General features: G+C 41.9%; 20 protein-coding genes, 7 tRNA genes and 1 pseudogene. 4 read left to right on the top strand and 24 right to left on the bottom strand.

All coding sequences use genetic code 11. From position 1 onward, the window contains the following. Positions 1-73: 73 nt before the first annotated feature. The 13 genes from OCV47_RS14320 to rfbA all read right to left on the bottom strand — a co-directional run bounded on the left by OCV47_RS14320 (position 74) and on the right by rfbA (position 12,931). Positions 74-928, bottom strand: coding sequence for an RpnC/YadD family protein (locus OCV47_RS14320; protein ID WP_262655730.1), 855 nt, complete (start codon positions 926-928; stop codon positions 74-76). Between the two features lie 148 nt (positions 929-1,076). Next, complete coding sequence (locus OCV47_RS14315; protein WP_262655761.1) at positions 1,077-1,373, bottom strand: DUF2399 domain-containing protein; 297 nt, start codon at positions 1,371-1,373, stop codon at positions 1,077-1,079. A 302-nt stretch (positions 1,374-1,675) separates the two neighbouring features. Further along, positions 1,676-2,440: an IS21-like element helper ATPase IstB gene (gene istB, locus OCV47_RS14310; RefSeq protein WP_317244431.1), complete on the bottom strand. Its 765-nt coding sequence runs from the start codon at positions 2,438-2,440 to the stop codon at positions 1,676-1,678. Then, positions 2,437-3,903 (bottom strand): IS21 family transposase, encoded by a 1,467-nt coding sequence (istA, locus tag OCV47_RS14305; protein ID WP_262655729.1) that lies wholly within the window; start codon positions 3,901-3,903, stop codon positions 2,437-2,439. The genes istB and istA overlap by 4 nt, the downstream gene beginning before the upstream one ends. A 158-nt stretch (positions 3,904-4,061) precedes the next feature. Continuing rightward, positions 4,062-4,283 (bottom strand): hypothetical protein, encoded by a 222-nt coding sequence (locus tag OCV47_RS14300; protein WP_262655728.1) that lies wholly within the window; start codon positions 4,281-4,283, stop codon positions 4,062-4,064. Between the two features lie 166 nt (positions 4,284-4,449). Further along, the gene (locus OCV47_RS14295; protein WP_262655726.1) at positions 4,450-4,647 is read right to left on the bottom strand and encodes a DUF2397 domain-containing protein; all 198 of its coding nucleotides are present in this window, start codon (positions 4,645-4,647) and stop codon (positions 4,450-4,452) included. Positions 4,648-4,909: 262 nt separating this feature from the next. Next, positions 4,910-5,806 (bottom strand): HNH endonuclease, encoded by an 897-nt coding sequence (locus OCV47_RS14290; protein WP_262655724.1) that lies wholly within the window; start codon positions 5,804-5,806, stop codon positions 4,910-4,912. Then, positions 5,806-6,303: an LM5578_1851 family response regulator gene (locus OCV47_RS14285; RefSeq protein ID WP_262655722.1), complete on the bottom strand. Its 498-nt coding sequence runs from the start codon at positions 6,301-6,303 to the stop codon at positions 5,806-5,808. Before OCV47_RS14285 ends, OCV47_RS14290 begins: the two co-directional genes overlap by 1 nt. Continuing rightward, positions 6,303-8,747, bottom strand: a complete 2,445-nt coding sequence (locus OCV47_RS14280) for a sensor histidine kinase (RefSeq protein ID WP_262655720.1) — start codon at positions 8,745-8,747, stop codon at positions 6,303-6,305. Before OCV47_RS14280 ends, OCV47_RS14285 begins: the two co-directional genes overlap by 1 nt. Positions 8,748-8,760: 13 nt before the next feature. Beyond that, entirely contained in the window at positions 8,761-10,230 is a 1,470-nt protein-coding gene (locus OCV47_RS14275; RefSeq protein WP_262655718.1) for an Eco57I restriction-modification methylase domain-containing protein, read from the bottom strand. 159 nt (positions 10,231-10,389) lie between these two features. Continuing rightward, positions 10,390-10,998, bottom strand: a complete 609-nt coding sequence (gene rfbC / locus OCV47_RS14270; protein WP_117449905.1) for a dTDP-4-dehydrorhamnose 3,5-epimerase — start codon at positions 10,996-10,998, stop codon at positions 10,390-10,392. Positions 10,999-11,000: 2 nt separating this feature from the next. Continuing rightward, on the bottom strand, positions 11,001-12,020 hold the full coding sequence (gene rfbB, locus OCV47_RS14265) for a dTDP-glucose 4,6-dehydratase (RefSeq protein ID WP_117449904.1): 1,020 nt from the start codon (positions 12,018-12,020) through the stop codon (positions 11,001-11,003). Positions 12,021-12,034: 14 nt separating this feature from the next. Continuing rightward, the gene (gene rfbA, locus OCV47_RS14260; protein WP_117449903.1) at positions 12,035-12,931 is read right to left on the bottom strand and encodes a glucose-1-phosphate thymidylyltransferase RfbA; all 897 of its coding nucleotides are present in this window, start codon (positions 12,929-12,931) and stop codon (positions 12,035-12,037) included. 205 nt (positions 12,932-13,136) lie between these two features. Here rfbA and OCV47_RS14255 point away from each other — a divergent pair, with 205 nt between their 5' ends. Then, positions 13,137-14,318, top strand: coding sequence for a MerR family transcriptional regulator (locus OCV47_RS14255; RefSeq protein WP_262655717.1), 1,182 nt, complete (start codon positions 13,137-13,139; stop codon positions 14,316-14,318). A 97-nt stretch (positions 14,319-14,415) separates the two neighbouring features. On the opposite strand, the gene glf is transcribed toward OCV47_RS14255, so the two are convergent. From glf to OCV47_RS14235, 4 genes and pseudogenes are all read right to left on the bottom strand, one after another. Beyond that, complete coding sequence (glf, locus tag OCV47_RS16105; RefSeq protein ID WP_262655757.1) at positions 14,416-15,528, bottom strand: UDP-galactopyranose mutase; 1,113 nt, start codon at positions 15,526-15,528, stop codon at positions 14,416-14,418. A 276-nt stretch (positions 15,529-15,804) separates the two neighbouring features. Further along, positions 15,805-16,212 (bottom strand): annotated as a pseudogene (locus OCV47_RS16100) (ABC transporter ATP-binding protein); the annotation flags it as partial. Between the two features lie 134 nt (positions 16,213-16,346). Then, positions 16,347-17,135 carry an ABC transporter permease gene (locus OCV47_RS14240; RefSeq protein ID WP_262655715.1) on the bottom strand — a complete coding sequence of 263 codons (789 nt, stop codon included), beginning with the start codon at positions 17,133-17,135 and terminating at the stop codon, positions 16,347-16,349. A 76-nt stretch (positions 17,136-17,211) separates the two neighbouring features. After that, positions 17,212-18,828 (bottom strand): aminotransferase class I/II-fold pyridoxal phosphate-dependent enzyme, encoded by a 1,617-nt coding sequence (locus tag OCV47_RS14235; protein WP_262655713.1) that lies wholly within the window; start codon positions 18,826-18,828, stop codon positions 17,212-17,214. 128 nt (positions 18,829-18,956) lie between these two features. Here OCV47_RS14235 and OCV47_RS14230 point away from each other — a divergent pair, with 128 nt between their 5' ends. Genes OCV47_RS14230 through OCV47_RS14220 form a run of 3 tightly spaced genes read left to right on the top strand, consistent with a single transcriptional unit; the run spans position 18,957 to position 21,117 of the window. Continuing rightward, positions 18,957-19,730, top strand: coding sequence for a histidine phosphatase family protein (locus OCV47_RS14230; protein ID WP_256299690.1), 774 nt, complete (start codon positions 18,957-18,959; stop codon positions 19,728-19,730). A gap of 18 nt (positions 19,731-19,748) precedes the next feature. After that, positions 19,749-20,732, top strand: a complete 984-nt coding sequence (locus tag OCV47_RS14225; RefSeq protein ID WP_262655712.1) for an FAD:protein FMN transferase — start codon at positions 19,749-19,751, stop codon at positions 20,730-20,732. A gap of 10 nt (positions 20,733-20,742) precedes the next feature. Continuing rightward, entirely contained in the window at positions 20,743-21,117 is a 375-nt protein-coding gene (locus OCV47_RS14220) for a NusG domain II-containing protein (RefSeq protein WP_262655711.1), read from the top strand. 314 nt (positions 21,118-21,431) lie between these two features. On the opposite strand, the gene OCV47_RS14215 is transcribed toward OCV47_RS14220, so the two are convergent. From OCV47_RS14215 to OCV47_RS14185, 7 genes are all read right to left on the bottom strand, one after another. Next, positions 21,432-21,504: transfer RNA gene (locus OCV47_RS14215), tRNA-Lys, on the bottom strand. Between the two features lie 15 nt (positions 21,505-21,519). Then, positions 21,520-21,592: transfer RNA gene (locus OCV47_RS14210), tRNA-Phe, on the bottom strand. A 34-nt stretch (positions 21,593-21,626) separates the two neighbouring features. After that, positions 21,627-21,700, bottom strand: a tRNA-Met gene (locus OCV47_RS14205). A 21-nt stretch (positions 21,701-21,721) separates the two neighbouring features. Next, positions 21,722-21,794: transfer RNA gene (locus tag OCV47_RS14200), tRNA-Thr, on the bottom strand. 4 nt (positions 21,795-21,798) lie between these two features. Continuing rightward, a tRNA-Tyr gene (locus OCV47_RS14195) sits at positions 21,799-21,880 on the bottom strand. Positions 21,881-21,904: 24 nt separating this feature from the next. Next, positions 21,905-21,977: transfer RNA gene (locus OCV47_RS14190), tRNA-Val, on the bottom strand. Between the two features lie 25 nt (positions 21,978-22,002). Continuing rightward, a tRNA-Asp gene (locus OCV47_RS14185) sits at positions 22,003-22,076 on the bottom strand. Between the last annotated feature and the right edge of the window lie 133 nt (positions 22,077-22,209).

Genomic DNA, 22,209 nt, shown 5'->3' with positions numbered 1-22,209 from the left:
TTCTTACATTCGTTCTTTTGTATTTCAGAAAGGTTCTCTTATGTATTTTATCTTTTGTACTACTCTGTACCCGCTACTCTATCCCAAACTTCTTCAGCAACTGTTTCTTAAATTCTCTATCCTCTGTAGATCTCTTAAGATCATCCAGACGATTTTCTTCTAATAATCTGGCTGTCAGCGCTGCATTTTGTCTTGCTTCCTCTTCACGTCCACGCTCTATTCCACGTTCCATGCCCTTTTTTACTCCATCATCATAGAGCATCTGTCCCAGTCTCGTCATTGCCAATACCTCCTTTATTTCATTCAATTCTCCGGCACTTAAGAATTTATCTGCTAATGTATATAGCATTGCCATGGTTTTTTCTGCTGTAAGCTGCTTTTCCTGCTTCACGATCTGGATGGCTTCTTTAATAACATCCTTTCGACACATCTTACTGGTCATCAATGGAGTAAGTGTCAAATTGGCAAAGTCGTCTTCACTCAACGGCTCACCTGCTTCTATCTTAGCTTTTACGCTTTGAAAGATTTCATCCGCATCATGACCTGTCAGGTAAACCGGATTTACCTGATAGGTATAAATTCCACAATCCAACTTCGTCTTTACCTTCTTAATCCCACCTGAATAGATCACATAGGTAATTACCTTCTTCTTTTCTTTCCTCATCAAAATTGCTTCATATACGTGAAATCGCATCAGATCATCTGTAACATGATCTTCTGTGGTCTGGAACTCGATATGTACGATCACATCTTCTGTTGTCCAAAAGTTGTAGTCCATATACAGGTTATCAATGTGAATCTCTATTGCTTCAGTCGGCTTGCTGTCTACAAATTCATAATGAATATTCAAAGTTTTTAATATTGTGTCTCGAAAATAGTCAAACCCCATTTTCATCACTGCATCTTCGTGCTTCGTTACCGTCGTCATAAAAGTCTCCTTTCTGTTTGTCTTACGTTCGTTCTTTTGTATTTCAGAAAGGTTCTCTTATGTATTTTATCTCATTTTATCTTTTGTACTGTTCTTGATGTCCTCCCGTCATCTTTATTGTAACATAACTTTACGCAAATGATACATTTTATTTTAAATCAATATATTTTTCTATTACTCTCTCCTGATATCCTGCCACTCCAAACTCTCTGATTCGTTCTGCCACCGGCACCAGTCTCTCATCTGTGATTCTTTCCAGTATAGCCAGTCGCTTTTCTGAGATTTTTTCTTCTGATCGGCTCTGCTCATAGTCTTCTACTGTCATGTGCCAGTATTCGGTCTCGCCTTTATAATACTGGATGACCTTCTGTGCAATCAGCAGTCCCTCTGGATCGAAGTCCCCGGCATAGCAGATTCGGATTCTGGCTTGTGCTGCCAGATCCAGAAGTAGGTGTGTTTTGTCAACAAGAATTCCTAAAAATCAGAAGGAAAATTCCCTGTTTTCAGAAGCGGAATTCCCTTCTTTCGGAAGGACATTATTGGTTGTTTAAAGTTTCCCTCCGGGGGCTCATGGCGCTGCCCTGAGAACCTGCAAGGGACCAGTCCCTTGACCCCGCCCTCGACCGGAGGCAGGAAAGACAAAAGTCTTTCAATACATTAGGGTAATCCGTGGCATTCCATCAAGAGCTGCCCGGGCGCACAGGCGCCCAGCGTACTGTCTCTTGACTCCATGCCCGCTCCCTTAGTTTATTCTTGTTTTGCAGTCTGCTTCATCAAAGCGTGCTCCATTCGGTAACTTTTTCCCTGGAACACCAACAAATGGCCATGGTGAACAAGTCTATCGATCATGGCTGCAGCCATCTGGTCATCTGTAAATATACCGCCCCACTTGGAGAATTCAAGATTTGTGGTTAGAATGAGACTCTTTTTCTCGTAACTGTCAGATATCACCTGAAACAGCAACTGGGATCCTTCACGATCAACTGGTACATAGCCCCATTCGTCCAAAATGAGCAGATCCTGATTATTCAGGTCATTGCGGAGCCTTTCCAGCGTTCCGTTTTTTCGGGCTTCGGCAAGCTTAAGAACCAGTTCTGTAACTGTGTAGAACCGTGTCTTGTATCCACGAATACATGCAGCTATTCCAATAGCAATCGCCATGTGAGTTTTACCAATGCCCACTGGGCCATACAGCACGAGGTTATCATGTTCTGCTATGAAATCGGCATTCTCAAGACATTCTCGGCTCAATACAGGAGGAAGCTTTACACAATCATAAGTGTATCCCTCAAAAGATTTGAAGACCGGGAAACGAGCTCTTTTGACCAGACGAGCTTTCTTGTTTTCATCTCGAATGGTCAGTTCTGCTTCCAGCATCTCAAGAAGGAATTCCAACTGTTTCGGCGTTCCCTCTGTATCACACCGGTCAGCAATGCTTGGAGAGAGGAACAGCTTCCGGCAGTCCTGTCGGATACATTCGATCATTTCACAGCGTTCTTTTGGTGTGATCATGCCTGAACACCTCCCTTCACAGTGGCTTTTCCCAGAAAGGCTTCGTCATATACAGATAAGGAAGGACCAGCATCTGAAGGGGTATCGATACCGTATCCGGAAATACGTCCTGCAAGAACGACTGCATCAGAATGGTGGATACAGCCATTACGTACAGCCTGTGACATAGCACTGAGTGCCGATCGGTAACCATACTGCTTTGATATCTCGTTCATCAGATTTAGCTGGGTTTTCAGTTCACCCCGATCAAGTTTATCCATGTAATCGCGGAGAGTTGCATCCGTATCCTGACGTACGCCACTGTTTTTCCAGGCTCCCGGATTGCGGGTAAGCACTTCCAGCATGGTGCTGTAATCAGAGATATCTGTACGGTCTGTTCCATACATTCTTTTATGACGCACAAGCAGGCTCCTGTCCGTGTTGTAGATCTCAACATAATGAGCTTTTAAACCAACCCAGACCTTCTGGTTTCTATTCTGAGGCTTTGTTGAATAGAAATGCTTTCCGTCAATACAGATTTTTCCATATCCATCTGCTTTGAATTGCTTGTAGGTACATGCGTTAAACTCTTTAGCGGGAAGCGGTGAAAGTGCTGCTTTATCCTGTTCGAACAGATCTGATATAAGCTCTTGCTTCTTATAATGAAGCTCTGCCGCCTTGATCTGGTGCTTATCCAGCAGTTCTTTATTGAATTCGACGACATCATGATACTTTGGGACTGGAACAAACAGGTTTCTTCTGTTGTAGCCGACTTTATTTTCAACGTTTCCCTTTTCATAGCCTGCATATGGAGACGTAAAGCGGACCTCGCATCCATAATGAGCCCGGAAACGGGAGAACAGTTCGGTTTCATGTATCGTATCTCCGATCCGTCGGCCGACACCGGTAGCATTGTCGAAGACCAGAACATTAGGTACACCACCGATATAATGAAAGATATCGATCAGTCCCTGACATACGCATTCGGCTGTCTCACCACCGAACACCTGATTAAAACTGTCATTACTGAATGGAAATGATACTGTCAGGAACTTCCTGCGTACACAGTCATTGTCTTCATAGAAATCAGCTTCTCCAAAGTCAACCTGTGCACAGCCTGGTTGCCAGATCAGATCTAGACTTGCCTTTCCGGGTTCGTCAGATCGTATATCCCTGAGATATTTCTGGACAGTATCATAACTGCCTGTGTATCCCTCTTCTTTGGTGAGGCGGTCAAAAACTCTCTTCGCGGTATGCTGCTGCTTCCTCCAGTGTTGTCTGTCTTCTTCCAGGTATTCGGAAATCTTATCCTTATAAGGATCGAGGATTGAAGGTTTCTTTGCAGCTATTGGGATTTCCGGCGAAAAATCGGATTGATCCAGGTATTTTTTGATTGTTTTAGGATCAACACCTGTCTCTTCGTGAATTTCAGAGATTTTATATCCCTTTTTCTTTAAATCTCTGATATGATTGATTTGGGACATGTTGAGCATCTTCCTTTCCTCCTTTATCTTTTGGTGGTGCTTAAGATAAAGGATATGTGATTGGTTAAGGTCTATCAATATGTCCTTTCTATTTTCAGGGAATTCCCTTTCTGATAACAGGGAATTTTGTTTCCGATTTCAGGTACTTTTATTATACGCTACACAAGTAGGATAGATGCCAGCCTTGGCTGACCATTCATGCACATACAGGCACAGGTGCCTTCCTGACAGAATCCATTCATGCCTGCATGAGGAGTACCTTCTTTTTTCCATGCTTGAATGCCAGAAATCATACAATAGTTCGATATCTCATCCAGTAAAATACCAGCCTTCAGATAACTCTTACTCTGTCTTTCGCCTCTCCTCGACAGCGGATTCACAACTTGCTTCTCTTTCCGCTGCCCGTCACTCTATTTTTCACATCTCCTCAACAGCGGATTCACAACATGCTTCTCTTTCCGCCGCCCGTCACTTTATCTTTCACATCTCCACAGTAGCGGATTTCTCACTTGCTTCTCTTTCCGCCGCCAGAAAGTCCCCACGATATCATCCGGCTCCCGGCCAGTCATCATCCAGTTCTGCCATCTCAGGAAACCGCTGAATACTGAGGCGAATCCGCTCCAGAAGCGTCGATTCCAGTGATGCCCCTTCGATAAACAGATTCTCCAGACGTACCACCAGACGCTCGATCTCCACGCTATATTCTGACATCTGATACCGGTATTTTCGGTTCTTAGCAGGCACTGCTCCGGCCGATACTCTGCAAAATAGGGATCTTCCTTCATCTGAGCATAGACTTCCTCCTGGTACATCCAGTAATGAAGCTTCTCATCATTTTCAAAAAAATGCGCATAATGCATCGATATCGATCTACATTATCCGCATTCAAATACTTCACTTCCGTCAGTGGACGAATTAATTTATCCGTTATCTGCATGAGATTATTTCCCATCTGAAATGTTATGATACTGTCAATCATAGCATTTCAGATGGGAAATGACAAGGTTTATAATTCACACTGCATCCTTTTTCCTTCTGCATCCCATATGTACAGCACCAGTTTATTTTTCTTTCTATAATCATACAGTACACCATGTTGTTTGTTGCTTTTGTTCCATGCTTCCAGTTTTTCTTTTTTTATTACTGGTCCATATATCTTTTTTCCTTCTGTCTCACTGGATTTTATCTCACAATCATATTCTCTTCCTTCATAAGAAAGCACAACATCCGCATCATGCTCATCCAGTAATAATCTACAGGGAATCTTCTTTTCTCGCAACTTTTTTAAGATCTCATACATTTCTTTTCCAGCCTGTGATTCGCCGCATCGAAATTCATCACTGCTCTCATCTCTTTCTGTTAATCCAAAATACTTTTCCAGCTTTTTCTTTAAAGCTGCAGTCTCTTTTGGCATTGTTTTTTCAAAATCTGCTTTCAGGATTTTTGATATTTCCGCCCGTATTTTCTGACCTTCCTGTTGCTCTTTCCTCATTCGACGGTAAAACTTAGAATTCAATTCCAGATTTTCAATAAATCGTCTTCCTTTTTCTGTTTGTGCACGTACTGCATAGTGATCTTCTTCTCCGTGCTTCTCTATCTGTGGATGTTCCCCATTATAAATATCATCTTTGCATGGATCCAAAGTCAGGCTCAGTTCTTTATCTGACTTCGTTTTATTACATTTTCGACAGGCATACACCATATTCTCATATGCATCTGTGTTCCATTCTACATCTGATTCTTTGGATACATAATGATCTTTTTCGAAATAGAATTCTCCTGCCACATTATCCTGCTCCCGCATTCCACAATATGCGCACTCAAATCGAAAATCATTTCGGAGATACATTTTACATTTTTTCGAATGGTACGTAACCCAGTGTTTTTTTCGAGTATAATCCATTACTGCTCCTTTTTCTTCATATCTCTCAACTGTTCCAGTATCTCCTGTAAATTTCTGTTTTGGGTATCCATGAACGCCAGATCTTTATTTTCCTGCCTGTTTCCGCAGGCTCTCTTTATTTTTGCTGTCAGTTCCTGCATTTTAGATATATTTGCCAATTCTGACTTATTCAACTGAAAATCATATTCTTCCAGTTCTGTTTTGTAATTATCCAGTGGATAATTCGTCAACAACACGGCATAAATATTACTGTCCTGTTTCCGGATCTCTTTTAACACATCAATTCCTTTATAGGACACATGCAGCTTATCTAATTCATGATCAATTAATAAAAAATCCACATCATTTTCTATAATGTATTCATAAAAATTCTCTACACTCTGAGGATACTCACACAATCCCAATAACTTAAGTCCGTAAAGTTCAAATCTGGCCTGCATCAACTCGATATTCTTTTTTTCGTCCTCTATATATAATCCTGTCAGCATTTTTTCCATCAAGTTGTCTCCTTTTTCATAAAATGAACTACAAATTTTGCTCCCCCCAGTTCCTTAGAATCCATCACATAAATCGTACCGTCATAAGATGATACAATGTCTTTCACGATATTTAAGCCAAGCCCGATTCCATCATCTTCCTTTGTAGTATAAAATGCATGGAAGATTTTCTCTCTTTCTGGTTCTGGCACCCCCACGCCGCTATCTTCAAAAAGCAGTTCTATAGTTTCATCGTCTTCTGTAAACTGTATTTGAATTTTCCGATTGCTTCTCTCTTTTACCTGCTCAAATGCATTCGTAATCATATTAATAATGATAGATTCCAGATCTATCTGACGCATAGTCATGACGATATCTGATCGTGAATTCCATTGTATCTGAATATCAAAAGGTTTTAACATTGGCAGATACAATTTGCAGATACCATCCAATACCATACCAAAATTCAATTCTGTTTCCGGATTTCTCTTTTTCTTTCTCAAAAATTCCACGATCATGGCGCTGTAACCAGAAATACGTTCAAAATCAGACACCACATTTTTCGTAACCTGCTTAAAACTTTCCATGTTTAAGATTTCTGCCAGTTCCTGATAATAGGATAACGTCCCGCCTATCCTGGAAACAACATCCTGTGTTTCATGTCCAAAGTTGCCCGTAAGAATTCCCAATGTTGCCAGGTTCTTATACATGGATAATTCCGTTTCCTGATAGTCAATGTACTCTCGATATGCATTCTCTCGCTGTTCACTGCTTTTTTCTTTCTCTTCCTGGAACTTTTCGTCATTCTTTTTCCATTCCTGTATGACATGCAGAACATAATTTCCAGACCTTGTTTTTTCCGCTTCTGCCACAAGCAATTGCTCTATTTTATTATAATATGCATCCTGTTTCTTTTTATGCTCTTTTTCCTTCTTTTTCTCCTCTTTTTTCTTTTCTTCTTCTTTTTCCAGCTTTTGTTTTAGTTCATCATCCGCTATTTTTTTTCGAATTCGTGAGATCAGATACATTGACTTTAATATGAATTCTTTTAGCTGTTCATAAGCTTCATTTTCAATCAGTCCTTCTCTGTTCGTTGCGTCAATCAGCAATGGATTTTGTTCATCTGATATCTTAATCACACCAATCGTCTGATTATTACCCACTCGATATCCATGTGTATCTGATGTTTTTGCCTTATCCAGCCCCAGCCAGTCATTTCCAATTTCTCCATACGGTTTTACGCGAAAATTATCCCGGTATATCTTTACCCCACTGTAAATATTCAGTACCTGAACAGCTAAACGATATGCATAAGTCTCATTTGTCAGATGATGAGCATCTCGCAGGAAGTAATACAACTCAAATGTCAGGTCTCCACAAATTAACGGTTCCTCATATGTCTCTTCTTCCTTCTCAGAATGCCCCTGGATATCTTTATAAATGATCTGGCTGTCTCGTCCCCCATTGCAGATCCTCGCTTCTACTTTTGCAAAAGCGAGATCCAATATACTGTTTACTGACAATTCTTCCGGTATCTCAAACTGATCTGCGATCAGTTCTATATGAAACGGATCTTTCTCTATAAATTCTGGTGCCACCAGTAATCGAAGTTCTTTTTGTAATTTATCAATATCCTTCTGTTTCCAGTTGTCCCGCAAACGTTCCAACACCATAACTATACCGGTACAGTTTGCTCCGTTTTTCTTTCCGTCCCACAATTCTTTTAAAATCTGATAAGATCTTTCCTCTTCCCTCTTTTCGATTTCTGTCAGTGGATTCTCGATTTCCTCTAATTTTAATTCCACTTTTTCCTGCTTTTTCAGGATCGGTAAGACGTTTTTTTCTATCATATCCAGGTACAGACCTTCGAATGCATATTCATAATTTTCACAGATCTCACCTGCTGTTTTTCGAACATATTCCTGTTCCTTTTCATCATCTCCTGTCAAAGGTAGAGAAAGAAAATATTCAAGCTGATTCGCCAGATATTTTGCTGCAGCAGTATCTCTTTTATTTCTTAATATTTTGATACGCTGCTTTAATCCGTCTATCGATATTTCCTCAAATTTATTCCAGTTTATAGAAACCTTATAGCTTTCCTCCTCTGTGTAGGAATAAATAGATACCCGTTCAGCCAGACGTTCTACAGAAAATCGTCCTATCCCTTTTTTTCCTGCTTTTCTTCTTCCATTCGGTGTATAAGGATTACTTACTTTATTACTGGTTCCAATCACCATCCAGCGATTTTCAAATTCACTTTGTGTCATTCCGCAGCCTGTATCTGCTATTACAATTCTGCTATTTGGAGTATTCGCGTCTTCGATTTTTATCATGACTCTTCCTGCATCTGCATCATAGGCATTTTTTACCAACTCCACCAGTGCTGTCACAAAATCTGTCACAAGCTCTCGTCCAAGTTGCCCTATGTGTCTGGAATTCGTCTTAAATCGAAGATTTTTCTGCATGTTTTTATCTCCTTTATTTGAATTTATAATTCTGAATATCTTTTACTGAAATTCGATAAGAGGTCTCCGTAGTCGGTGTACCTACATTCTTTACATACTGATAAAAAGCTTCACTTTGTAATATTTTTTCGGCATCGTCCAATTCATAGGCAGATCCTTCTTTTTTTGTTATAAAATACCCCGCACACGGGATAGTTTCAGCGTCTGCTCTGTAGACTTTTGCTTTTTGTGTAATCACCATCGGTAAAATCAGCTTCTCACTCCATAGCTCTTTTAAAGCCTGACTTCTCCCATACTCAAACCACTTGGCATGCTCATCCTTCTTTCGTTTATCAAGGGCATCTCTATACTTTTGCAGATGCACATATGCTTTTGGATATGTCTGACGGAATTCCTCTTCTTCATATTTCTCTATCGCATAATTTTTTCTTTTATATGGAAAAATAATATAGTTTTTTTGTACTGCCCGCTTTTCTTTTTCTGCCAGTTTCTGTTCCTTTATTTCTGTTTTTTTTAGTTTTGTACTGATAACCGGATAACAAATGGCTTTCTCTATACATTCCTGTTCTCCAATTAGTTTTCCATCTTTTTCCTGATTTGCAGTGAACAAAAATGCCTTATTATATAATGTTGCTATACTGTTGTGTATACAAAAATAATCTCCAAACGTCTGACAGTCACTTTTTGTAGCATGAAAAATCCATTTTTTTCCATCTTCCGCCAATCTATCTCTCTGAATCAATTTATCAATACCATCTTTTTCTTTGACATAATGAATGCTATCTTCTGTCGTTCCTTTTTTATAAATAAAATAAGTAACAGAACAGGTAATTCCCTGAAAAACTTTAATGCCGGTCAAATCTATAATCTCTTCTATGCCATCCAAAATATATTTTCTTAAACTGTCCGCATATTGATTTCGAAAAATACTAAAAGGCACTAAATATACCATTTTTCCATTTTCTTTTAAAGAACAAATACTTTCCTCTATAAACGCATAACAATAATCAAATCTTCCTTTTCTGCATACTTCGTATTTTTCTTTCAGGAACTTTCTTTCTTCTACAGATATATCATGATAGGTAACATATGGTGGATTACCTATGACAAAATCAACTTTCTTTTCATTTTTACTGTTCTTTAAATAATCTGTCTTTTTTATATTCCAGTTTATATCGTTGATCTGAAATTCCCGACAGACTTTGTTCAAATTTCGTCTGCATCTGCGAACCAGTCTACGGTCTTTTTCATACGCTATAATATCGCATTCCAATCCTTTTTTTATCTCTGTCTGTGTAAGACCTGTTCTTTTTGCATCTTCAATATATCTTTTTACAATCGCCTGTAAAATATTTCCCTCACCACAGGAGTTTTCCAATATCCGTTTACCCACGATATGATCTTTATAACCTATTGCATCCAGCATTCTGTTTACATACTGCTCTGGTGTAGGTATCTGGTCATTTCTTTTCTTTTTTGACATATTCTGTTTTGCCTTTCTTCAGGCTTTTCTTAAGCACTATTATTCATTTTATCATGGTCAAAAATCACCGTCAATACAGCAAAAAGAGCCGACACATTGACTTCTTTCTGAGTCTCTGCATCAGCTCTTTTTCTCATTTTCTCTTTCCTGTTTTGTTCTTTAGAACTTAAATGTATCCTTGATTCCCAGCCATTTCTGGTCTTTATCGCTGAGATTCAGTGCCGTGCCATCTTCCATCACGTATCCTTCAGCGGATGCGCTTCCCTGGTAGCTGCCCTTTACCTGTGGCCACTGGATGCCGATCTCCGGATCGTTCCATGCCATACCGCCTTCATCCCCTGGATGATAGAAGTCGGTACATTTATAGCAGAATTCTGCCACATCAGATAATACCAGGAATCCGTGTGCAAATCCCTGTGGAATATAGAACTGCTTCTTGTTTTCTTCGGTCAGTTCGATGCCGTAGTATTTTCCGTAGGTCTCAGAATCACTTCTCAGGTCTACAGCCACGTCATAGACGGATCCTTTTATCACGCGTACCAGCTTTCCCTGTGGAAACTGCTTCTGGAAATGTAGTCCACGCAATACACCTTTGGTAGAGCAGGACTGATTATCCTGTACGAATACCATGTCCAGTCCTGCTTCTTTCATATCGTTTTCATTGTAAGTCTCCATAAAGTATCCACGGGAATCACCGTGCACGGTTGGTTCAATCACGCACAGTCCCTGAATGCCGCCTACATTTTTCTCTACTTTAATCTGTCCCATTTCTATCTGTCTCCGTACATTTTTTCATAGTAGTTCTGGTATTCCCCTGAAATAATGGTTTCCCACCATTCTCTGTTTTCCAGATACCATTTGATGGTCTTCTTGATACCGTCTGCGAATTTTGTTTCTGGCAGCCAGCCCAGTTCATTGTGGATCTTGGTTGGATCAATCGCATAACGCATGTCGTGTCCTTTACGGTCTGTCACATGGGTAATCAGGCTTTCTGGTTTGCCCAGTTCCTTGCAGATCAGTTTTACAATATCGATGTTCTTCATCTCGTTGTGTCCACCGATGTTGTAAACTTCTCCTACGCGGCCTTTATGAATAATCAGATCAATAGCCTTGCAGTGGTCTTCTACGTACAGCCAGTCACGGACGTTTAATCCTTCTCCGTATACTGGAAGTGGCTTGTCATTTAATGCATTGGCAATCATCAGCGGAATCAGTTTCTCTGGGAAATGATATGGGCCGTAGTTATTGGAGCAACGGCTGATGGTTACAGGCAGTCCATAGGTTCTGTGATATGCCAGTACCAGAAGGTCAGCACCAGCCTTGGATGAGCTGTACGGGCTGCTGGTGTGGATCGGAGTCTCTTCGGTAAAGAACAGATCCGGGCGGTCCAGAGGCAGATCTCCGTATACTTCATCAGTAGATACCTGATGATAACGGGTGATGCCATATTTTCTGCAGGCGTCCATCAGCACTGCCGTACCTTTAATGTTGGTATCCAGGAATACTTCTGGATTCTCAATAGAACGGTCTACGTGGCTCTCTGCTGCGAAGTTTACCACGATGTCCGGATGTTCTTCTTCAAATAATTTATAAACAGCTTCTCTGTCTGTGATGCTTTCTTTTACAAAACGGAAATTTGGATTGTCCATTACTGGGGCCAGTGTGGACAGGTTACCTGCATAAGTCAGGCAGTCCAGACACACGATACGGTAATCCGGGTATTTCTTTAACATGTGAAAAATAAAGTTGCTTCCGATAAATCCGGCTCCGCCGGTAACGATAATATTCATGATAATAGTTCCTCCTAATATAACTGTTCTCTGTATTTTCCGTCCAACACGTCCTTCAGATACTGTCCGTACTGATTTTTCTTTACGATCTCGTAAGTCTTCAGCACATCTTCTTTGCTGATCCATCCATTGAGATATGCGATCTCTTCCAGGCAGGCGATCTTGCGGTGCTGATGGGTCTCTACGGTCTTCACAAAGTTGGTTGCATCCACCAGACTCTCATGTGTTCCGGTATCCAGCCAGGTGAATCCCTGTCCCAGAAGTTCCACATTCAAGTCACCATTTTCCAGATAGATGCGGTTCAGATCGGTGATCTCCAGCTCGCCTCTGGCGCTTGGCTTCAGGTTCTTTGCATATTCTACCACACGATTGTCATAGAAATACAGACCAGTTACACAATAGTTGCTCTTTGGCTTAGCCGGTTTTTCTTCAATAGAGATCGCTTTTCCACTATGGTCGAATTCCACGATTCCGAAACGTTCCGGATCGTCTACATAATAACCAAATACAGTAGCGCCCTTGCCGTTTTCTGCATTTTCCACTGCAGAAGTCAGTCTCTTCTTCAGACCGTGGCCTGCGAAAATATTATCTCCCAGTACCATAGCTACGGTGTCATCACCGATGAAATCCGCTCCGATAATAAATGCCTGAGCCAGTCCATCCGGGCTTGGCTGTACCGCATAAGACAGATTCACACCAAACTGATGTCCGTCACCCAGCAGCTCCTGAAAACGTGGGGTATCCTGCGGTGTAGAAATAATCAGGATATCACGAATCCCTGCATTCATCAGCACTGACATCGGATAATAAATCATCGGCTTGTCATAGATCGGCAGTAACTGCTTGGAAGTTACCATGGTCAACGGATATAAACGGGTTCCGGATCCTCCTGCTAAAATGATTCCCTTCATTTCTTTCGTACTCTCCTATTCTGGCCAAACTTACATCAGGCCACAAACAAATCTTTACTGGTTATAACTGCATTATAAAAGATGCCCTAAGGGCACCTTCAAGTGTTTTTTATGTAAAATACGCAAATTTGTAGCAGATGAACAAAAATCAGACGATTCTGATGGTCGATTTATGGTACAATATCTGGTAAGGAGTGTCTTAACCATGAAATTACCAGGCTATTATTCTTCCGGTGAATTTGCCGCCAAGGCACATATCACCAAGAAAACGATTCGATATTACGATGAACATCATATTTTAAAACCTTCTTTTGTCAATGAAAACGGGGCCCGTTTTTATACGGATGAGGATTTTGCCAGATTACAACAGATTTTATTTTTAAAATATCTTGGCTTTTCTCTGGATGATATCCGGGAAATGACCATGCGAAACGGCGACCGTTCTTTTTTATCCGAGTCCCTGCATATGCAGCTGGGGCTGATGGAAGAACGTCTGGAGCAGATGCAGTTGATGAAGCAGGCGCTGCAAGAAGCCTCTGAGTCAGTGGATCACGGCGATCAGGTGGACTGGAGCCATATGCTGCAGGTTGTCAATATCAACGAAATGGAACAGAAACTGAAGAACCAGTATCTGAATTCTTCCAATATCTCTGCCCGTATCAATCTGCATAAAGAATACACTGCCAATCAACAGGGATGGTTTCCATGGTTATATGAGCAGTGTCACATCCGGTCAGGTGATACCATTCTGGAGCTGGGATGCGGTGATGCTTCCCTTTGGCTGGAAAACCAGGAACGTATCCCACAGAATGTTCGGATTATTCTGTCTGATCTCTCTGATGGTATGCTGCGAGATGTCAGGCGTTCTATTGGAACCGATGATAACAGATTTTGCTTTGATGTTATGGATGCCCATCAGATTCATATGCCTGATCAAAGTGTCGATCTGCTGATTGCCAATCATGTACTGTTCTACTGTGAAAATCTGCAACAGGTCTTCCGTGAAGTAAAAAGGGTACTCAAACCAGGCGGTGTCTTTATCTGCAGCACCTACAGTGAACAGCATATGAAAGAAATCAGTGAGCTGGTACGGGAATTTGATGACCGGATTGTCCTGTCTGCCGATCGTCTGTATGAACGCTTCGGCAAGGGAAATGGAAAAGCTCTGTTAGAGAAAGAATTTTCCCATATTCAGTGGGTTCAATATGAAGATTATCTGAATGTAACCGACGCTGATGCACTGATTGCCTATGTGCTATCCTGTCATGGCAACCAGAATCGATACATCGTTGACCGATACCGCGACTTTCGGGCATTTGTAAAGAAAAAGACCGACAAAGGATTTTATATCACAAAAGATGCCGGTGCGTTTATTGTAAAACGTTAACCATTTCGTATTTTCCTGTATGATTCTTATATTCCGTGGCCAGTTACACCTCTCCTTTGGCATACCTGACCACGGATTTTTCATTTTTCTTATACTATTATTTTCCAAGCTCTTTCCGTGCTGCTGCCAGCGCCGCATCAATGACCTTATCCATGTCATAGTACTTATACTGTCCCAGTCTGCCGCCGAAGATCACGTTTTCTTCTTTTTCAGCCAGCTCCCGGTATGCTTCGTACAGCTTGCTGTTCTTCTCATCGTTTACCGGATAATATGGTTCAATGCCTGGCTTCCATTCCGTAGAATATTCCCTGGAAATGATGGTATAATCCTTTGGTTTCTCAGCCTCCAGCTCTGGTTCAAAGTGCTTGTGCTCAATGATTCTGGTATATGGCACTTCTTTTGCCGTATAGTTCACCACTGCATTTCCCTGATAGCTTGCGTCTTCGACTCTCTCTGTCTCAAATCGTACGGTACGGTATTCCAGATGACCCAGCCTGTAATCAAAGTATTCATCAATCATACCAGTAAACACAATCTTTTTAAAATTATCATGTTCCCTGCGATATTCAAAAAAGTCTGTTTCGGTCATCACATCCACATTCTCCAGAAGCTTCTCGATAATCTGCGTGTAACCGCCCTTCGGAATACCCTGATATACATCATTAAAATAATTGTTATTATAAGTAAAACGCAATGGCAAACGCTTAATGATAAAAGCCGGAAGATCTTTGCAGTCTCTTCCCCACTGTTTCTCAGTATAGCCCTTAATCAGCTTCTCATAGACATCCCGTCCCACCAGGGACAACGCCTGTTCTTCCAGATTCTGTGGATCTGTAATATGCAGATCTGCGATCTGCTCTGCAATCTTTGCCTTTGCTTCTGCCGGTGTCCTGATCCCCCACAGCTTACTGAAGGTATTCATGTTAAACGGCAGATTATACAGCTCATCTCCATAGACGGCCACCGGCGAATTAATATAGTTGTTAAACTCTGCATATTTATTGATATACTTCCATACCTCTTCGTTACTGGTATGGAAAATATGGGCTCCATACTTGTGTACATGGATACCATCCACTTCCTCCGTATAGATATTGCCACCGATATGATCCCGCTTTTCCAGCACCAGACAGCGCTTGCCGGCATTTTCCATCTCTCTGGCAAATACCGCCCCATACAGACCCGAACCAACAACCAGATAATCATAGATCTTTCCGTTCTTCTCGAACTTCTTCGTTCGTTTCTTCTCTTTGCGTTCTCTGTCCAGAAGATCCTGTTCTTCCTGATAGGCATCGCAGACCTCTGTCACATCACCACTCATCCGGGTAATACCCTTGTCCAGCCAGATCGCATGGTCACAGACCTCCCGTACCGTCCTGATATTATGAGACACGAACAGAAGCGTTGTACCGCCCTCCAACAGTTCGACCATGCGTTCCCGGCATTTTTTACGGAAATTCATATCTCCTACTTCCAGTGCCTCATCTACAATAAGTACATCCGGACAGTCTACCGTAGCTACTGCAAATCCCAGTCTGGCCTTCATACCGGAAGAAAAGTTCTTCACAGGTGAATCCAGGAATTTTTTGATATTGGCAAATTCTACGATTTCATCAAAATGTTCATCCATAAACTCCTTGGAATGTCCCAGCAGAGTTCCGTTCATATAGATATTCTCTCTGGCCGTCAGTTCCCCGTCAAATCCGGCTCCCAGCTCGATCAGGGGAGCAATCCTGCCCTTTACCTTAATCGTGCCCTTATAAGGCTTCAGAATGCCTGCTATCGCCTTCAGAAAGGTAGACTTACCAGATCCATTGGTGCCGATCAATCCCCAGGCTTCTCCTTTTTTTACCTTCAGAGATACATCGTCAAGGGCCAGAAATTCCTGAAACATCAGCTGATGCTTCACCAGCTTGATGGCATATTCTTTTAAATTATTAATTTTCTCACTGGATAAGTTAAACCGGATCGTTACGTGATCCGCATCCACTACATACTTACTCATGATTTTCTCCTGCTCTTTGCATGTTAGATATATAAGATAAATTTATCCTTCATTCTCTGGAATACCGTTACTCCGATGATCAGCATAAGAAATGCAATGATCCATCCACCGAAGAAAATTCTCGGTCCCGGAAGGTGGCAGCCGTAGATCAGATCACGGAACTGTGCCACATAATAATACAATGGATTCAGCCCCTTCACCAGCAGCTGCAGGATCTTCGGCAGACGCTCCAATGGATAGATGATCGGGGTCAGATACAGCCATGCTGTGGTAACCGCATTATAAATGTATGTAATATCACGGAAAAATACATTCAGGGTGGCCAGTAAGAATCCCAGTCCACAGCAGAAAATATAAATCTGCAGGATCACGACTGGGAACAGCAGGAACGTCCATGAAAATCTCGCTCCGGTAACCAGCATAACGATAATCAGGGCTCCCATGGATAATACAGTATCTACCATGCAGCTGGTAATCTTAGCAAGGGTAAAAATATACTTTGGTACATAAGTCTTTTTTAACAATGCTGCATTACCAGTTATCGACTTCATGGCACTGTTGGTACTGATCTTCAGAAAATCATACAGGATTCGACCTGTCAGCAGGTAAACCGGATAATTATCGATATTCTTATTGAACATCGTAGAAAATACTACCGTCAATACCAGCATAATCAGAAGCGGATTCAGTACACTCCACACGTAACCAAGAAAACTTCTTCTGTACTTCAGCTTCAGGTCTCGGCTTACCAGTTCCCTAACCAGATCTTTATACTGATATAACACATTGATTCTATACCGAAAGGTACTCATATCTTTTTCGTTTTTCCTCTCTTTCTATGTTTTGATTAATAAATCTTTTTTCTGCCTGCAAGACCTAGCTATCATATCATACTTTTCTGCAAACATCTACTTTTTTCCCTGAATAATCCCGCATTCCCTGGATTTCCAGTCCTGTCTGTCTCACTTCCCGTATCTGACAGAGCAGTTCTTCTGTAATTCTCTCTCCCGGCACCACCAGCGGAATTCCTGGCGGATAAAGATAAATATACTCTCCACTGATTTCTCCGATACTTCTCTCCAGGTCCATAGTTGTATGCTCACATGCTGTTGCCTGCGCAATGGACAGAACCTTTATTTCTTCCTCATTACCTGACGTTCTTGACAGACTCCTGATATACGAGCCTACTTTCTTCTGTGGTTGTTTTTCTTCGTCTTCCACAGAATTTGTGGAGATATTCTCCTCAATGTGGATAAGTGCATTTTTCAGTCTTTTGAATCCTTCGTCCGTATCCGCAATACTGGTCAGGGCGATTACATATCCGGCAGCTTCCATCTCTACTTCCAGATGCTCTTTCCGTCGCAGAAACTCTGCCACCTCATGTCCATTCCATCCATCTGCGGCAATTACCAGTTTTCCGGGATCTGTTTCATATACCTGCTGCCGGACAACATCCTCATCTGTAAGCAGATGGATATGTGGCAGTTTTGCAGCTTCTTTTTTAAAGCAATGAAGTCTTTGACTGTAATCTTCAAAAAGTTCCTTTCCTTTTGCTTCAATCAGACGCATACACTGATCCATTCCCGCCATAAATACATAGGACGGGCTGCTGGTCTCAAAGATATCCAGATATTTTTTCACATACTCCGTCCATTTTGTGGATTTCTCTCCAATGTGAAGCAATGCAGTCTGAGTCATAGAAGGCAATGTCTTATGCAGACTGTGGATCACAATATCTGCACCCTTTTTCAATGCATTTTCTGGAAAATTCGGATGAAATCCAAAATGCGCTCCGTGAGCTTCATCCACAATCAATGGTACCCAATGCGCATGAGCAATCTCACTGATTTTCTCCACATCCGATAAAATGCCATCATACGTCGGAGAGGTAATCACCACCGCCTGAATCTGCGGATCCCGTGTCAACGCCTCCTCCACATCCCCCGGACGAATAGAACCATTGATCTGCGCCAGTTTCCTTTTCCATTTGGCTGTACACTCATTTCCATCATCACCACTGCGTCTTTCTTCTGCATCAATATCAGACTCCGGATACAGATACACCGTCTCCAGTTCCCGCAGTTCTACCGCATGATAGACCGCTTTGTGGCAGTTTCGTGCCATCAACAGCTTTCCTTTCTGTGTGGTACAGGCAAATATGGCTGCCAGAATTCCGCAGGTACTTCCATTAATCAGATAAAAACTTTTATATGCCCCGTAAAGACTGGCAGCTCTCTGCTGTGCTTCCAGCAAAATACCTTCTGCATGATGCAGATTGTCAAATCCATCGATTTCTGTAATATCAATGCCATACGGCATCCTGTTTCTTCTTACCCTGTCTTTTTCTTCTCGTCCAAATGTGTACATTTCCCGGATCAATGTCGCATTTCTTTTATGTCCGGGCATGTGAAAAGGATACGCATCGGAACTGCAATATTCTTCCAGTTGTTCATACAGACCAGACGGCTGTTCTGTTTTTGGGTTTTGTATTTCTATTTTGTTCACTCCCATGTTCCTCTGTTTCTCTTGATTTCCAGTAAAAATATAAGGTTAGTATACCACAATCCTTATACATCATGATATAATCCTCTTGAAATACAGCGCAATAGAAATGAATATTAGGAGTATTGATTATGGATTTAATAATTATCAGACATGGTGATCCTGACTATGAGCATGATACCCTGACCGAACACGGCTGGAAAGAGGCTGAGATTCTTTCTCATCGGATCAGTCAGTTAAACGTCAGAGATTTTTATGTATCACCGCTTGGCCGTGCACAGGATACCGCATCCTGCACTTTAAAGGTCATGAACCGGACAGCCACTACTCTGGACTGGCTTCAAGAATTCCCTGCCCGTGTCTATCTGGATCAGAATGAACATCTGCTGGAAGCCTATCCAGACCGACAGATCCGTGATGGCAGGCTGACTGCCAATGTATCCTGGGACATTCTTCCATCTTATTTGTGGAGTCACCCGGAATATTTTCATCCAACAGAATGGAGAAACAGTGAGATTGTAAAGGCTGGTGATTTTCTTTCCGTTTACGATCATGTGATTCAGAAATTTGACCGCCTGCTTTCTTCTTATGGCTATGTCCGTGAAAATGGCATCTACAAGGTCACCCGCTCCAATCGGGACACCATTGTATTTTTCTGTCACTTCGGACTGGAATGTGTCTTGTTGTCTCATCTGATGGGGATTTCCCCATTTATTTTATGGCATACTACTGCATTTGCACCGACCTCTGTGACAACCATTCATTCCGAAGAACGAGAACAGGGCATTGCCTGTTTTCGTGCTGCACAGTTGGGGGATATTTCTCATCTGTGGGCTGCTGGCCTTAAGCCATCCTTCTCCGCACGTTTCTGCGAGACCTATGATACTGCAGAGCAGCGTCATTAGGGAAAGGGATCAGACTTTATGAAAAAAACAAAAACGATTTTTCTTTCCTGTCTGCTCCTGCTTTCTGCCACCGGATGTAGCATGCAGACGAACCAGCAGTCTGATGAACAGCTTTATGAAAAAAACTTTATTTATTTCGATACGGTTATCGGTCTGCAATTCTATGCCGGAGAAAATGGGCAGGAGCTTATGGATCACTGTGTAGAAATGTGCGGAGAATATGAGAATACTTTCAGTCGTACATTGGAAACCAGTGAACTGTATGCCATCAATCATCGAACGGAAAATACTGTCACCGTATCCGATGACGTTGCCGAACTCATCTCTGTTGGCCTGAAATATTATCAGATCTCCAATGGGAAATTTGATATTACCGTTGCTCCATTATCAGATCTGTGGGATTTCAAAAGCGAAGACGCCAGCGTACCAGATTCAGATGATATTGCGGAAGCACTAAGCAAAGTGGGCGCTGACCAGCTCTCTCTGTCCGGTAATACCCTGACCTTTGCTTCGGATGATGTGATGATTGACCTGGGTGCACTGGTAAAGGGATTTGCAGCCGACCAGATGAAGATTTATCTGACTAAAAACGGCGTGACCTCGGGTCTTCTGAATTTGGGAGGTAACGTACTGACCATTGGCAGCCGACCGGATGGATCTGACTGGAGTATTGGCATCCAAAAACCATTTGATGACAATGACCCTATCATTGACGTGGTAAAAGTAAAAGATCAGACAGTAGTTTCCTCCGGTATCTATGAACGTTACTTTAAACAGGATGGTGTCATCTATCACCATATCCTGGATCCAGATACCGGTTATCCAATACAGAATGATCTCTGGGGCGTGTCGATTATCTGTGATTCTTCCCTCACCGGCGATGCTCTAAGCACTACCTGCATGACACTTGGGTATGAAAAAGCAAATGACCTGATTCAATCTCTGGATCAGACAGAAGCTGAATTCATCTTGGATGACTGCAAACTGAAAAAAACATTTTAGGAATAATATTATGAAGCAAAAACGAAATACTTATCTTTTTCTTCTAGTACTGCTGGCGATCATCGGTGTCGGTTTTCTGATTCAAAGATATTTCTTCGGAAAAACCGGCGCTACAGCTATCATTGAACAGGATGGAGAAACCATCAGCGAATTAGATCTGAGCAAAGACACTGAACTTGTCCTGGATGACGGTAACGGTGGCAGCAACACCATCACAGTAAAGAATGGAAAAATTGCTGTTACAGACGCTAATTGTCCTGACCTTGTCTGTGTACACACAGGCTCTATCTCTCAGACAGGAGAAGTCATCGCCTGCCTTCCACATAAGTTAATTATTACGATTTCAGAGAAAAAAAATAGCGATTTAGATGCGATTGTCTGGTAACTACTATTAGTTACCAGATTTTTCTTTATGCGAAAAGGCTGTGCAAATTGCACAGCCTTTTCAGGAAAGAGAAAAATTATATTTTGAGGGAGTACTCCGCAGCGTGTGGTCGCTGCGAAGTGTGAGTTATGAAATATATTAGCTCTTTGCTAATATGCTGTTAGTATATACAACAAATGTGTTCAAATTATGTTTTCACCCTAAAGAAATCATAAAATTTCTTATGAAACTCTGAATTAAAATAAAAGTATTTGTAGCCTTTCAGAGGTTTTTCTGAGCAAAAAAAATCCAGGATATATTTCCTGGATAAAAAGTGAAGCATCGGGGATTCGAACCCCGGACAACTTGATTAAAAGTCAAGTGCTCTACCGACTGAGCTAATGCTCCATATAAAATTAAAAATGCCCAGAACCGGAATCGAACCAGTGACACGAGGATTTTCAGTCCTCTGCTCTACCAACTGAGCTATCTGGGCTTATTACCGATGATTGATCATCAGGCAAAAAAAATTGCGGGGATAGGATTTGAACCTATGACCTTCGGGTTATGAGCCCGACGAGCTTCCAGACTGCTCCACCCCGCGATATACTATAAACATGAAAAAAGCCGATGATCGGACTCGAACCGATAACCTGCTGATTACAAATCAGCTGCTCTGCCAATTGAGCCACATCGGCTTAATGGATGGAGGTGGATTCGAACCACCGAAGCAATTTGCAGCAGATTTACAGTCTGTCCCCTTTGGCCACTCGGGAATCCATCCATTGTACAACATTTCTGTTGTAAGTGGGACCTACAGGGCTCGAACCTGTGACCCTCTGCTTGTAAGGCAGATGCTCTCCCAGCTGAGCTAAGATCCCATTCGCATATTAAATTTTATGCTAACGACCCAGATCGGACTCGAACCGACGACCTTCGCCGTGACAGGGCGACGCTCTAACCAACTGAGCCACTGGGCCATCTGAAGGTTGTACCTTCAAAACCGCATATGGTAAATACTTTTTCATCCGTGTTTCCCAGACTATTTAGGTCAAGCCTTCGACCTATTAGTGACAGTCAGCTCCATACATTACTGCACTTCCACCTCTGCCC

The organism is Muricoprocola aceti (genome assembly GCF_025567005.1).
Classification (GTDB): domain Bacteria; phylum Bacillota; class Clostridia; order Lachnospirales; family Lachnospiraceae; genus Marvinbryantia; species Marvinbryantia aceti.
Note: the sequence above shows the minus strand (reverse complement) of the source record. Positions and strands in the feature narration are given on the sequence as shown.